14 protein-coding genes and 3 pseudogenes are annotated in these 13741 nt (G+C 46.3%); 8 read left to right on the forward strand and 9 right to left on the reverse strand.

The genetic code is table 11. The features are described from left to right. Positions 1 to 71: 71 nt before the first annotated feature. Positions 72 to 707, reverse strand: coding sequence for a glycoside hydrolase family 24 protein (locus tag RID09_RS09685; protein ID WP_446335739.1), 636 nt, complete (start codon positions 705 to 707; stop codon positions 72 to 74). 67 nt (positions 708 to 774) lie between these two features. After that, positions 775 to 1434 (reverse strand): SDR family oxidoreductase, encoded by a 660-nt coding sequence (locus RID09_RS09690; RefSeq protein ID WP_446335740.1) that lies wholly within the window; start codon positions 1432 to 1434, stop codon positions 775 to 777. Positions 1435 to 1674: 240 nt separating this feature from the next. Between RID09_RS09690 and RID09_RS09695 the strand changes: the two genes are divergently transcribed. Next, positions 1675 to 2385: a DUF1997 domain-containing protein gene (locus RID09_RS09695; protein ID WP_446335741.1), complete on the forward strand. Its 711-nt coding sequence runs from the start codon at positions 1675 to 1677 to the stop codon at positions 2383 to 2385. Positions 2386 to 2439: 54 nt separating this feature from the next. Here RID09_RS09695 and RID09_RS09700 read toward each other — a convergent pair whose 3' ends face one another. Next, positions 2440 to 2829 carry a hypothetical protein gene (locus RID09_RS09700; protein ID WP_446335752.1) on the reverse strand — a complete coding sequence of 130 codons (390 nt, stop codon included), beginning with the start codon at positions 2827 to 2829 and terminating at the stop codon, positions 2440 to 2442. A 232-nt stretch (positions 2830 to 3061) separates the two neighbouring features. Here RID09_RS09700 and hslO point away from each other — a divergent pair, with 232 nt between their 5' ends. The 6 genes and pseudogenes from hslO to RID09_RS09730 all read left to right on the forward strand — a co-directional run bounded on the left by hslO (position 3062) and on the right by RID09_RS09730 (position 7765). Next, positions 3062 to 3961, forward strand: a complete 900-nt coding sequence (hslO, locus tag RID09_RS09705) for an Hsp33 family molecular chaperone HslO (protein ID WP_446335742.1) — start codon at positions 3062 to 3064, stop codon at positions 3959 to 3961. 286 nt (positions 3962 to 4247) lie between these two features. After that, the gene (locus tag RID09_RS09710) at positions 4248 to 6305 is read left to right on the forward strand and encodes a chromosome segregation ATPase (protein WP_446335743.1); all 2058 of its coding nucleotides are present in this window, start codon (positions 4248 to 4250) and stop codon (positions 6303 to 6305) included. A gap of 53 nt (positions 6306 to 6358) precedes the next feature. Beyond that, positions 6359 to 6469, forward strand: a pseudogene (locus RID09_RS09715) (DUF5674 family protein); the annotation flags it as partial. Next, positions 6466 to 6840: a hypothetical protein gene (locus RID09_RS09720; protein WP_446335744.1), complete on the forward strand. Its 375-nt coding sequence runs from the start codon at positions 6466 to 6468 to the stop codon at positions 6838 to 6840. The pseudogene RID09_RS09715 and the gene RID09_RS09720, both read left to right, overlap by 4 nt. 134 nt (positions 6841 to 6974) lie before the next feature. Next, positions 6975 to 7268, forward strand: a complete 294-nt coding sequence (locus tag RID09_RS09725) for a UPF0175 family protein (protein WP_446335745.1) — start codon at positions 6975 to 6977, stop codon at positions 7266 to 7268. Beyond that, positions 7265 to 7765, forward strand: a complete 501-nt coding sequence (locus RID09_RS09730; protein WP_446335746.1) for a DUF3368 domain-containing protein — start codon at positions 7265 to 7267, stop codon at positions 7763 to 7765. The genes RID09_RS09725 and RID09_RS09730 overlap by 4 nt, the downstream gene beginning before the upstream one ends. Positions 7766 to 8120: 355 nt before the next feature. Here RID09_RS09730 and RID09_RS09735 read toward each other — a convergent pair whose 3' ends face one another. Together RID09_RS09735 and RID09_RS09740 are read right to left on the reverse strand one after the other, a co-directional pair. After that, on the reverse strand, positions 8121 to 8468 hold the full coding sequence (locus RID09_RS09735; RefSeq protein ID WP_446335747.1) for a hypothetical protein: 348 nt from the start codon (positions 8466 to 8468) through the stop codon (positions 8121 to 8123). 243 nt (positions 8469 to 8711) lie between these two features. Further along, positions 8712 to 9677, reverse strand: a pseudogene (locus RID09_RS09740) (aldo/keto reductase). A 165-nt stretch (positions 9678 to 9842) separates the two neighbouring features. Here RID09_RS09740 and RID09_RS09745 point away from each other — a divergent pair. Continuing rightward, positions 9843 to 10577, forward strand: coding sequence for an SDR family oxidoreductase (locus tag RID09_RS09745; protein ID WP_446335748.1), 735 nt, complete (start codon positions 9843 to 9845; stop codon positions 10575 to 10577). A gap of 106 nt (positions 10578 to 10683) precedes the next feature. Here RID09_RS09745 and RID09_RS09750 read toward each other — a convergent pair whose 3' ends face one another. The 4 genes and pseudogenes from RID09_RS09750 to RID09_RS09765 form a co-directional block, all read right to left on the reverse strand. Next, positions 10684 to 10992 carry a hypothetical protein gene (locus RID09_RS09750; protein WP_446335749.1) on the reverse strand — a complete coding sequence of 103 codons (309 nt, stop codon included), beginning with the start codon at positions 10990 to 10992 and terminating at the stop codon, positions 10684 to 10686. Positions 10993 to 11291: 299 nt separating this feature from the next. Further along, positions 11292 to 11975 carry an SDR family oxidoreductase gene (locus RID09_RS09755; RefSeq protein WP_446335753.1) on the reverse strand — a complete coding sequence of 228 codons (684 nt, stop codon included), beginning with the start codon at positions 11973 to 11975 and terminating at the stop codon, positions 11292 to 11294. 169 nt (positions 11976 to 12144) lie between these two features. Further along, positions 12145 to 12255 (reverse strand): annotated as a pseudogene (locus tag RID09_RS09760) (Uma2 family endonuclease); the annotation flags it as partial. 83 nt (positions 12256 to 12338) lie between these two features. Continuing rightward, the gene (locus RID09_RS09765) at positions 12339 to 13499 is read right to left on the reverse strand and encodes an RRXRR domain-containing protein (RefSeq protein WP_446335750.1); all 1161 of its coding nucleotides are present in this window, start codon (positions 13497 to 13499) and stop codon (positions 12339 to 12341) included. Between the last annotated feature and the right edge of the window lie 242 nt (positions 13500 to 13741).

The following is a 13741-nucleotide window of genomic DNA, read 5'->3' on the forward strand; positions in this document are numbered from 1 at the left end:
ATTGACCGGGCTAAACCCGCCCTAGCACTTGACTTATGATTTATAAATCTAACCTTATTGTTGACTTTGCGTCAGCTTTGTTGTAGTTCTTCCTGAAGAATCCGCTGATAAATCCCCGGTAAATATCGAGTCATTGAATTCGTTTCTATACCATAACCTAAACTCGTCCAAGTTCCCGATAACCGCCGCAAGACTTGATCCACTTGACCTTGGCGCAATTGTTGGGAAATATCCATTCCCCACGCTTGCGGATCACTCAGCCAAGCATAAACGACTGCATCCTGATATTGTGGCTCAAAGCTATAGTTACTCCACCACAAAAATTGCCAATGCTGAGGGTGATAGCGTTTGGCTTTGTCATACCAAGTCGTGTTAATAAACTGATACCGTCCGGCGGCGGTGGTACAATTGCCCACATTGGGACCTGCCACAATCGGCACACAGCGATTGGGATGATCACTCAAATCCCAAACATGCTCCCCTCCATACAGTACCGAATAAGGTTGAGAAACATTTGCCTCACTTGCCGAAATTGTTCGCATCAGCGCCCGAATATAAGGATCACCGCCTCGCATAACTAACGGCTGAGTCCCCTTGTCTCCTCTTGGATTGTGAAAACTCCATTCCCCTTGTTGATATCCTTCACGCAGTTCTAGGAATAGGATCATCAAAATTAGGATATTAATCCACTGAATTAGACGTTTCATAACATAAGGCTTAAAATTCGCTCCCATAGACTGTAGAGACGTTCCCGGGAACGTCTCTACAGTTGGATTAGGCAACATTAGCAAATAGTTCTTGCCAAGTGCGATCGCTCCCTTGTGGACGGGCAATCACTTCTACAATCTTATTACGCGCCTCGGCTTGAAATAGCGCCTCGACACAAACCTGTGCCACTTTCGTGCGCGGGATACTCCCATCAAATAGTGTATCCGCTGATGACATGACCACAGGATCAGGAGTATCTTCATTTTTCAGCCCCCCTGGTCGCACAATGGTATAGGTCAATCCACTTTTCTGGAGGTACTCCTCAGCCTGCTTTTTCCACACCAAAATCAGCCAAAACAGATTTAGGGGATGTAACAGTTGGGAGACACAAAGTGAGGAAACCATGACAAAATGCTCAATGCCCTTGGCTTTGGCAACATCGATCAGGTTCTTCGTCCCCTCATAGTCTACTTGGTAGGGTTCTAGGGGGTTGAAGCTGGGTGTAGCACCTGTCGCACAAAAAACGACAGTGCTATCTCCCACAGCAGCGCTGAGACTCTCAGGCTTCAATACATCCCCAACGACTAACTCAGCTTCAGGGGGTAAAATTTCCTGTCCTTTCTCCAAGTTCCGCACCAAAGCGCGGACAGGGATATTGCGTTTGACCAGTTCGTTGACGATTCGGCGTCCTGTTTGACCTGTCGCTCCGGCGACCAATGCTTTCATCTAGAAATTTCCTTCAACAGTGAGAGTTGACGGCAAGATACACAAGTTATGCTGTAAAGAGCCTGTATTTTTTGATTCGATTCCTTAACATTCTCTTTTCAATTCTATAAATTATCAATGAAGTTTTGCCAGATGTGCAGATTTATACCGTAAATTCGTGAAGATGAAAGAGAGAATGAACAATCGCCAGTGGGCATCCTAGCAATAGGCACCAACCCTAACTGACACCGTGGAGCAATTATGCAGTCCCAATTCCTTAACCAGCAACCCATCGCAATCGAGCCAGTGCATCTAGATACCCAATCCACTTTTACCGAGGATGAGAGGGACGAGTCCCAATCATGCCAATTAGCGCCTGAGTTGACTCAGTTTTACGGTCACTTCCAAAATGGTGTAGAGATGTATGCCGAACCGGAACAAGTAACGGCTTATCTGGATACTCACCAGGAGTGGTTTCGTCACTGCGCTCAGCCGATGAAGGCTGAACCAATTGGAGCCAATGGTTATGCTTTAGCGATAGGGCGCTTTGGGTCATTCGGCTACGAAGTTGAGCCAAAAATTGGACTAGAACTACTCCCGCGCCGGGATGGGATCTATAAAATTCAGACGATCCCCGTTCCCGGTTACAATCCTCCCGGCTATGAGGTTGACTTTCAGGCGACTCAAGGGTTTGTGTCGATTCCAACTCACGAGTATTTTTCTGAGCAACAGCTTGAAGGGATAGAACTTCCCCCCACCATTACCCGTATCGAGTGGGACCTTGATTTAACTGTCGGTGTGCGGTTTCCCAAGTTTATCCAAAAATTACCCCAATCCTTGATCCAGAGTACAGGCGATCGCCTATTGGGGCAAATCGTCCGACAAGTGTCTCGCCGCTTGAGTCACAAGGTACAGGAAGACTTTCACAATCGGATGAATATCGTGATCCCCAAAAAATTAAAGCGACGCTAGAGGAACACAAAAAGTCACTAACCCGCCCTCCTGAATCAAAAGTTAACAAAAGGATTATCGTACTTGCTCGGCGGCGATAAATTCCCGTAGTCGCAGCAAATTCAGGGTTTGAGCGAGATTTAACGGCAACAGAGACACACCTTCTAAACGAGACTGTACCCATCCTTCACCCCAGCACCATTCGTGATAGCCATCGATTCCCTGGCTCAATAGCAGTCGCAACCCGTTAGACTCAGCCACCTCCACCTGATGTTGGATGGAAACTGGACCTATCCAACTGGTGAAGGTTAATCCTGGATGGAGTTGTTCCGGTAGTCCGGGGGAAAGGCGCTGAGTCGGCAACCACTGGCGCAGTTTCTGTGAATGCAGCAGACTGTCTCGGATCACATTATGGGGGGCTTCGAGTTCAATACGGAGGTGACTTTGTTGAAAGGTTCCCAACATAATCTTTGTCCAAAAACGATAGGTCTGTTGCTGTTGAGTGTAAACCTTAACTATAGCAACCTCTGACATCGGTTAGGACACAGAAGAATTTAGTTCCGGCGGAACGTCTCTAGGATAAACGAACAAAACCTAGAGATTTTTCTAGCAAAAAGTCCTTCGGGTAGAGACGTAAGGCTTCTCACGGTCTGGCTAAAATAAAAAAGGAGTATGTTAAGAAGTGTAAGGTTTTTCCATGGCTGATCAGTTAATTCGCGCCACAGCAGCAGAAGGAGGTATTCGTGCCGTCGGTGTGATTACCACACGCCTCACCGAAGAAGCCCGCCAGCGCCATCAGCTCTCTTATGTCGCCACGGCTGCCCTAGGGCGCACCATGTCATCCGGCTTATTGTTGGCGTCTAATATGAAGCGTGAAGGGTCAAGAGTAAATATTCGGGTGAAGGGAAAGGGTCCTTTGGGCGGGATTTTGGTCGATGCAGGATTAGATGGTACGGTTAGAGGATATGTGGATAACCCTGCCATTGAACTACCGCCCAACGAATCTGGCAAACTTGATGTTGGCGGTGCAGTTGGGCATGACGGTTTTCTCTATGTGATCCGGGATGTGGGGTATGGCTATCCCTACTCCAGTACCGTAGAACTGGTGTCGGGAGAAATTGGTGACGACATTGCTCATTACCTGCTTACGTCCGAACAAACCCCATCAGCACTGATGGTGGGTGTATTTGTCGGTGCTGAAGGCGTAACCGCCGCTGGAGGGTTATTAATCCAAATCTTACCCAAAGCGGCTAGAGACGAGTCCTTGGTGCAAATTTTGGAATCTCGCATTGCTAAACTATCCGGATTCACACCCCTGTTGCAGGAAGGTAAAACGTTACCGGCTATCTTTGAACAGATTTTGGGTGATTTGGGCTTGGTCATTCTGCCAGAAATCCAAATGGTACGTTTTGACTGCGGTTGCTCGTTTGATCGGGTGTTGGGAGCGCTGAAGATGCTAGGTGAAGCCGAACTTCGGGATATGATTGAAAAAGACGAAGGCGCTGAAGCGACTTGCCATTTCTGTGGAGAAGTTTACCAAGCGAGTGGAGATGAACTGGCTCGACTGATTGATGATTTAAGGGCTGAGTCCGTTTAATCGAGATTGGGTTAGGGGAATTGGGAATGGGAAAGGTGAGAGTTGACCACCTCTAGTCTGTCTATATCTGAACCCCAATTTTGATAGTTTTCTCTAAAGGAGGTATGGCATTAGCCATCAAACTTATGACCAATCTTCCTCATCGTAACAGCGGTTGCCCTTGCTCCCATTCCCGATAAAGTCTCAAAAAGAGTATGGATTTTTCTGTCTAACGAGAGTAGGATGGCAAGAACTGAGGGTGCTATAAAACCCACAGCATTAGGCGTAGCGAGTGGTGGAGTGAGTTATGAGTAGAAAACGAGAAGTGCCCGATCATTGGCATGCTACCTGGTCTGCCCAACCCAGTTGGAGTCAAGATTTGCAACACCAGAGGAGTGCTGTCAATCCTCATCAGGTCGGACATTCAGCGTCTTATCGTCAAACCACTCCCCAAAAGGTGGCGACGAAGCCAGCCCCACCCTCTCCCAAACAGCCCAAAGAACCAAGACGACGCTTTACGTTCGGCGGCTGGGCATTTTGGGTGGCGGTGATTATTCTGGTTTCGGGTGGGATAGGATTTTCCGCCGTTGCCCTTTTGCTGAAGCTACCTGCTTTGCCAAATTGTCCATCGATTTTTTGGCCCACAGCTTCGGCATCAGTGCGTCTCTATTGCGCTCAGCTTGCGGCAAATAAACGCACCACCAAAGATTTGTTAGAAGCGATCGCGCTCATAGACGCTTTACCTAAAGACCACCCCTTGCGCCCGGAAATTAACCGCCATATCGAAGAGTGGTCAGTGGAGATTTTAGCGATTGGAGAAGAAAAGTTTCAAGCCGGTCAGCTAGAGGAAGCGATTGAGATTGCGAACCGGATTCCGAGAGATGTTCCCGCGTTCAAATTGGTCAAAGAACAAATTGAGGCGTGGCAAACTCTGTGGCAAAAGGCTTCAGGGATTTATGAACAAGCCGAGGAACAACTCAGACAGTCGAATTGGACGTTAGCGTTTCGAGAAGCGGTTAAGCTGACAACGATAGATAACCAGTATTGGGCAGCCGTTAAATACAACCAACTCGTGGATTTGATTCAAATCGGACGAGACGATAGTCAGAAGTTGGATGAAGCCTATCGGTTGAGTAAAACGGGTCGAGTCGATGATATTTTAAAGGCGATTGAAGCCGCTGAGAAAATCACGCCCAAGAGTTTTGCCTACAAAGAGGCTCAAGATTTGATTGCTGAGTCTGGAAATAAGTTACTCAAACTGGCTACAAGTCGCTTAGAACAGCGGAATTGGCAAGGGGTGTTAGAGATTGCCAATAAGTTGCCCGCTAGTGTAAAATTACCAGACGTCAAGGCAGATTTGATTGACTTAGCCAATGCCCTATCCAGTGCTGAATCGGGAAGCGTTGGGGATTTAGAAATCGCGATCGCCTCAGTTCAGAAACTGGGTACTGATCGTCCTCTGTATGATAAAGGTCAAGAATTAATTGATCGATGGCAACGGGAAATTGAGGATGTGGCTCGACTGGAACGGGCAAGGGCGTTTGCCAGTTCTGGGCTAATTAGCGATTTACAGATTGCGATCGCAGAAGCTCAACTGATTCCCAGCCGCAATCCCCGCTACCAAGAAGCGAGGGCTGAGATTAGCCAATGGACTCGTCGCATTCAAACCATCGAAGATCAGCCCTATCTTGACCGCGCCACCCAACTTGCCAGCTTTGGCGGGGCAGAATCGTTACAAGAAGCAATCCAAGAAGCCCGTCGCATTGCTCCCAATCGCACTCTTTACCCAGAGGCGCAAAGTAAGATTAATGACTGGACGCGCACAGTTCAACGTTTGCAAGACCAACCCTATCTTGATAATGCTCGCACCCTTGCCAACTCCGGCAATCTTCCCGCCGCGATCGCAGCGGCTGAACAAATTAAATCGGGACGGGTACTCTATGGGGAAGCACAAAGCCTAATTAAGGGCTGGAAAACAGAAGTTTTAGGACAACAGCGCTTGCAACAAGCCTATCAAGCTGCCACTCCCGGCACTCCTGAAGCCGTTGCAGAGGCAATTCGCTTAGCCAGACAAGTTCCCAGTTCAGCCAAGGTTAGAGGTGATGCTGTCTCGGCGGTTAATCGCTGGAGTTATCAACTGTTGGCTTTAGCTCAAGATCGAGCCGCTTTTAGCTTAACTGAAGCGATTCGACTGGCTAAAATGATTCCTTCGGGAACCGAAGCCTATAATGCGGCTCAAGTGCAAATTCAAGGATGGCAAAAGATTTTAGAACCACCCCCTCCCCTTGTCGTGGTTCCTCCGAGTACAGATGCTCCACTTTCACTAGAACCACCCGAACATGAATTGCCTCTGGATGATAATTAAGCGGTTGAGGATTCTAGGCGCAAGAAAGCCTGAAAATTTAGGTAAGCTATGAATCTCTAATTAATATACGTCCGAGACAAAATAACCGCTCAATGGAAATCCTTGATCTAGGGATTCGGGAGCAAGTTGCTAATATTGTTCAGAATTTATTAGGAGGCGTATGAAAGACTGGAAGGCTTTACAAGGGCGGTATTTAAATGACGAAGTACCAACTCGTCTAGGTGGATTAGCGGCTAACTTGGCTCGAATTAAATCTCTGACTAAGAGTGGAGTTAATGGCAAGGCGGTGGAATATCTGATTAGAGAAAGCAAGTTCTTTATTGAGTGGACAGCTATGGATGCTGGAATGGATCATGCAGCTGAGTTGGTTGAGTTGCAAGTTCAACTCGCTCGGTGGCAATTCCATTGGTCAAAGATTTGGGCAGATGATGCAAAACGCATCAATGTTGCTGAACAAGCAAGGGTTTGGATGGAGCGCGTGTTGGAGATGTCAGGGCTTTTGTCGGAACCTGTGCCTAGTCCTCATCAAGGTTGATTTGGTTGTGCGATCGCCTTAGACTTGATTGAAGTGCGATCGCGCTTATTTGACGTTGATGTTGGATTTCGGCGCGTCAACCCAACCTATGGTGATAGGCGATCGCACTTGCCACACCACCACTCTGGAATAATATGTCAACCCAAAAACTCAAATTGGACATTAAACTGACAGGAAAGTTACCTGAACTTCCAGAAATCCATCGCTTAGAAGCAGAACGACGCGCCAGGGAAGCCTACGTCATGACGCTCCTGAACCATGCTGATATTAGTGCTGGATTAGCGGCTGAACTGCTAGGCATTGATCGCTGGCAACTTTCTGAGTTAATGGATTTATATGATATACCGACCTTTCCTAGCCAAACCAAGGAAGAGTTAGAGCAAGAGATTGCCCAAGTTAGACAGTTTCTGCTCAAACATCAATCATGATAGTTGTCTCAGACACCACACCATTAAGCGAACTAGCAAAAGTTGGACAACTGACGTTACTACGGGGAGTTTTCGGACAAGTTATCGTTCCTCAAGAAGTCTACAACGAAGTAACTACTGGAAATCATCCAGCAGTCGTTGTTGTTCAGGCAGCGACTTGGATTGAAGTGCGTTCAGTTCAGGATAACAGTCAAGTCTTTGCCTTACAAGAACGTGCAAAAATTCATCGGGGTGAAGCCGCTGCAATTATTCTTGCCGAAGAATTAGGCGCACAACAGGTTTTGATTGATGATTTGAGGGCGCGACGAGTAGCCAAAGCGCGACTTTTGCCCGTGACTGGCACAATTGGAACGTTGCTACTTGCTAAAGAACAGAGGTTGATTACTCAGGTTAAACCGATTTTGGATGACTTGATTGCTGTGGGTAAACGGATTAGTCCACAACTTTATCAGGATGTTCTCGTAATCGCCCAAGAGTTTAAAAATCTACAAGCTTAATTTATGAAAAAATGAGAGTGGTTGTCTAATCTCAATTTTGCGTTGATTCTGGACGAGAGTGGAGGTTGGGTTGACGCGCCGAAACCCAACCTATGGTGATAGGCGATCGCACTATATATTGAAGGACAATTCGGGCCAAGAAAACGGAGATTTAGTCTATGTCAAGTGATGGCTAATAGCAGTTCGCTTTCGCATAGTTACAGTACAAATGTTCTAAAGCTTACCGGATTAAGCATCCATTTCTAAATTTGTAAATATACCAGCGCAAAGCGCTATAAACTTCCTATGTTTTTTGCCTATTTCACTATTGCCTATTGTCTCCCCTCACAATAACACTTATTCAGCCAGCTCAATATTAGCTTTCAGCAGTTTTCCACTCGTCGTACTGCTTTTTCAAACGTTGTTCAATAGTCTTTTTATACTGTTTTTCTAGTTTCGTCACGTCAAAAACAGTTTTACCCTGAGTTTGCTCAACAAACTTCAAGGCTCTTTTCTCTATCTTTTTGTCATAACCCCACCACCGATCACGGACTATATTGATCAAGTGGCGGTTCTCTTCAACAAACTGTAGAATAGCCGCGTGTCTCCAATCAAAATTAGGCAACTCTGCGTGAATTGGTTTAAATGGTATTCCACGATGAGAAAACAGTCCGCTAGGGTCTAACTCCCGTTTGAATCGCTGAGAATAGGCAGTCTTGGGCACTGGTCTTCACTATAAATAATGCAGGTCTTAAGGTTCTACACCCTAGTCTAACGACAAAACTTATCCCCGGCAAATGAATCCCAATAACACACAGCAATTATATCTTTTAACAAGCTCGTCTGGCATAGGATTGGATCAGAGTTTTAGTCCATTTTAATGGACTTAAGCTATTAGCCCGGAGTTTGAACTCCGGGCGGGTATCTGGGCTTACTTCTCTTAATCGAGAACTTGCTTATTTATCTATTATGAATTCCAATCCCACATCACAGGATTATCGTCCAGGGGAGCAGTAACAATACGTCCGATCGCGTCAATTTCTTGCAGTTCTTCTTGAGATAACTTAACCTCAGCCGCCTTGGCATTACTAGAGGATTGTCCTTCATGACGCGCCCCCGCGATCGCATTCGTTTGCGGTTGGGCAATTAACCAGGCGAGGGATAATTGGGCAAGACTGCAATCATGGCGTTCAGCAATCGGGCGCAGTTTATCTAAAGCTTGCTGCGCTCGTTTATAGTTTTCCCCTTGAAAAAGACGATTGTTGGCACGATTATCGCCTTCTCTTAATTGATGATCGGGTTTAAATTTACCCGTGAGCAATCCTTGAGCAAGGGATGAATATGCCAGGATTGATATATTATTCTCAATGCAGTAGGGTTGAGCATCTTGCTCAACTTTCCGCCAAAACAAGGAATAGGGGGGCTGTAAACTGTCAATCTTCCCATACTGAGCCACTTCTTCTAACTGTGTACGGGAGAAATTAGAGACACCAATTGCCCGAATTTTGCCTTGTTCCTTAAGTTTGTTCAAGGCGCTCATTGGCTCCTCAATCGGCACCACCTCAGTATTAAAAGCCCCAGGGGGCCAATGAATTTGATACAGGTCAATATAATCGGTCTGAAGATTTTTCAGAGAGCGATCGCAGGCTTCGATAACTTTATCATGTTTCAGATTCCCTACCCATACTTTGGACGCCTAAACTACCTGATCGCGCACATCTGATAATGCCTGGGCAACAATCTGCTCGGAATGCCCATTACCATAGATTTCTGCGGTATCCACCGTCGTGATACCCGCATCAAAAGCGGCTCGGATGGCTTTAATCGTTTCAGCGTCTTCAATCCCCACCCAGGCACTCTTACCCGCCTGCCAGGTGCCCATTATAATCGGTGTGATTTTGATATCGGAAGTGCCTAAAGGTCGCGTTTCCATAACAAATTCCTTTGATGTAGACAATTTTAACTGTAATTAGCCCTTAACCGATAAGCTAATCCCACCAAATCTTCTAAGTTTTGGCACAGTCTTGGCGTCTATCCCAGGTACAATTAGTTTGAACCTCCAGATAGTAGGTTGCTGAAAACCTCTCAGTACAAAGATATGGAAGATCATACCCGTAAAATTGCCTTAGTTACAGGTGCTAATAAAGGCTTAGGTTTTGAAATTAGTAAACAACTCGCCCAAAAAGGCATCCGCGTTATTCTTGGAGCGAGAGATGCCAACAAGGGGCGGGAAGCCTGCGAAAAACTTAAGCAAGAAGGATTAGACGTAGATTTGTGTCTGTTGGATGTGAACAGTCATGAGAGTATTAACCAAGCCGTTAGTTGGCTTAAACAAGAACTTGGCGAACTGCATATCCTCGTGAACAATGCCGGGGTGCTACTCGATAGAACAACATCTGTATTGGATGTGGATTTTGATACGATCTCGCAAACCTTGCAAACAAATCTTTATGGCGCTTTTTTAATGTGTCAAGCTTGTATTCCTTTGATGAAAGCATCACATTATGGTCGCATTGTAAATATGTCGAGTACCCTGGGTTCCCTTGCCGACATGAGTAATCCCAATTCGCCCTATGATACTATTATCACTCCTACTTATAGGCTTTCTAAAACGGCTCTCAATGCGGTTACGGTTTTGTTTGCCAGAGAATTACGAGGAACGAATATTTTAATTAATTCGGCTTGTCCGGGTTGGGTGAAAACGGATATGGGTTCTGAAGCTGCACCATTAAACATTAAGCAAGGTGCTGATACCCCTGTATGGCTGGCAACTTTACCCGATAATGGACCGACTGGTGGATTTTTTAACCGTCGTCAGCCTATTGCTTGGTAAATAAAGTCGAGTAGAAAAGTAATGCGAATCCAGTGCAACCTTCCTACTTCCCTTCTGCCTTCTGCCTTGTCTCCACCAACATGTAAGTATTCAACCAGATATTATATCATCCCTTCCCTTCTAAGATTTCTATCAGCCTATCTTCCATGGCATTCCGAGCCGCCACATCTGAACAATGATCAATGAGAGATTTTGCCGCTGATATCGCGGCTTGAGCTGTGGGGAAATCAAAACCGCCAAAGGGATCAATAATTGTCGGTTCAAGCAACTGTTCTGATTCTAGCCACGTTACTGTCCAACGCCCTGTTTTCCGTTCCCATATTGGAATAATTAAATATTCATCCCAATGGGTATGGTAACGTTCGGCTTGATCAAAGTTTGCCTTATAAGAGTGGCGTTTATAAACGTTGTCCACTACTTTTCAATCCTCCCTGATTCTTGATGCTTCACTAAACCCTGGTTTAGAGTCCAGGGTTTTTCTTTGAACGGTAATTTCCCCATAGCTTAAGGAAAGGCAATCTCGCCTTTTTGCTTTTGTCGTACTATCAGATTTTTGACATGATTAGTCGATTTTAGCTGATTTGGGCGAGGTTTCCCAAGCCTTTATTTGTTAAACTTTATATAGCTCCCGCTTTTGTGGGCTACCTGCTGTTTTTCGGCTTAAGCGAGATAATTGTGGTCTCACCCAAACACAGAGTCGAACCCATTATTGTATCATACAGGGACACTCAGGGGTTGACCATTATCAGCAGGAGTCAATTGCAGCAGGAAGGGAATTGCTTGTTTCACCCAATCTTGGATAGCCGTATAAGACGCCGCCTCTTCGCCATAGCAAACTTCCAGCATATCAGTATGGATCATGCCGGGACTCAGGGGAATTGCCGCCATTCCTTTGGGCAATTCTTGAGCTAGCGATCGCGTCATGCCTTCAATTGCCCATTTAGAGGCACAATAGGATGAGACTTGAGGAGAGGTTGAGCGTCCCCAACCCGAACTCAAATTGACAATTATACCGCTTCCCCTGTCAATCATTGCTGGGATAAAATGGCGAATTACATTGGCGACTCCCTTGATATTGACATCAATCAGACGGGAAAAATCCTCGCTGGGAATCTCCCAAAAAGGCGCCAAATCATTAATAATTGCCGCATTATTAATCAGCAGATCCGGTGGAGTGAACTCATTGAGGAGGAGTTTTGCCCAAGCCATGACCTGATCTTCATCGGCAACATCGACCACGGTAAAATTATGGGGAGGACCAAAGGCTTGATTGAGATCCTTAATTGCTGCCTCGTTTCGAGCGCAACCCAAAACTGTATGTCCTTGAGCGATAAATCCCTCAGTCATTGCTCGACCTAAACCCCGGCTGACACCTGTAATCACAATCACTTTTGTCATGGTTACTATTTTCCCTTGATACCTTTCCTCTAATAGATTAAGGCGATATGGGAAGATGCGATCGCGTACCAGTTTTTCCGGAAGCTGGGGCGTCGTTATCTCTCCTACTGGTAAGGATTTTAAGTTATGTTCGAGCTTTAGTATAGAATTGCTCACTAGCAACAATCACCTACAGAATCCCCTTTAAATGCAACACAAATCCCGGTAACACATTTTCTCCTGACAGAGTAGCCGGAGAGTTGAGAATTTCTACATCCTCTCCTGGACGATAAATCTCAACAAAATCGCGGGAATCCTCGCCCTCAACTCTCGTAGGGCGAGGAGGGATAGAGGGATGCCGGAAGAATGGAGGCATCCAATTTTTTACGCTACGCATAGACCGTTATTCCTCCTGATTAACTTGACCTTGCTAGGAGCAAACTGACCAATGCGTTTCCAGGTGTAGTCACAAACGGAAATATTTTTAGTCTTTTTGGTATCGGTAAATCCACCAACGTAACCAATGTAAGACTTTCCAGCTTTCTGTGCTCTAACCAAATCGCCAATCCTCACTCCAAAAGGGGTAATCGTTCCACCTTTGCGCTTCCTGTCTCCCGACTTATCTGGGACTTCAAAATGCAGTTGGCGACGGAAAAAGCCGTACTCTTTTCCCCGCTTCACCGCACCGGGGCGGGTGATGATTTTAAACGGCGAAGAGGTTACGGTAACGCTGCCCTTATGGGTATAACCGTATGAGTTAGAACCGATGAATGGCACATACTTAATGAAATACCCACAAGCTAACGCCACTCCGTCAACTGCGTGAGTTTCTGGTTTGGCTATGGACTTGTTGGTTTTATCCTTTTCTAGTCCTAATTGGGTTCGGAGTTGAGATGTACCGTTCCCGTCTTTTTGCCAGCCGTGACGGACATAGACGGGGGCGATTTTTTCCATCTGGGATATCGCCCAATTCTGACCTGTCATCACCGGAGAGAAGCCCTTGCCCGACTTGGCACGTTTGCGTTTGGTTTGGTCTATGTCGGCTTTAACTCTCTCATAACCAATAGCCACCACTGGGAAGATGGTCGCCAATTCTTTAACTACCCTTAACTCCAATTGCCGTGAGGCTTTAATGGATGGGGGTAGTTTACACTGTTTGCGGTTATCGAACCTTTTCTGCCGATGGTTACGCTGTTTGAATGGGACATTCCGGTTAATCCGTCGTCCCCGGCGAGACCGTCGTAACATGGCGCGGGTTTCCATTCGTTTTTTCACCCGTCCAAATGGGAGAATGAGATGTAGTTGGAGCAGGGTATGTTTAGCCGACTGGACGCCGATGCCGGAATAAGACTTGCCAGGATCAACTCCAACAGAAATGGGTTGCACTTCCTCAGCCGATGACGACGTAGTGAGTTGGACGTAGTAAACGCCCAGGTCTGACCATCTCCCCACCGCCTTACCTTCTTTGACCCATCGTCTAGCCCTGGAGGGCTTAGTAGGCATCAGTGGTTTTCCTTCGTTGCTAACTACTGGAACACGATTCATAGATATAATCCACTCGTGTAATGTTTACGTCTCTTAAGGCATTGGTAAGGGTGTGTCCTGGAATTACCCAGTCAAGAGAGATTCCTGAGCCTACAGTTAAGCCGAACTAGAGAAGCGTCCGGAAGTGATTGTCCCCTACCAACTCATGCCCTTATTCATGTACAGACCGTCCATGGAAGGTCTCTACTGACAGGTTATCTCTGCCAATCCGCGTCTTCACGAAGTAAGGCGCGGTTCATGAA

The organism is Coleofasciculus sp. G1-WW12-02 (assembly GCF_040219735.1).
Classification (GTDB): Bacteria; Cyanobacteriota; Cyanobacteriia; order Cyanobacteriales; family Coleofasciculaceae; genus Coleofasciculus.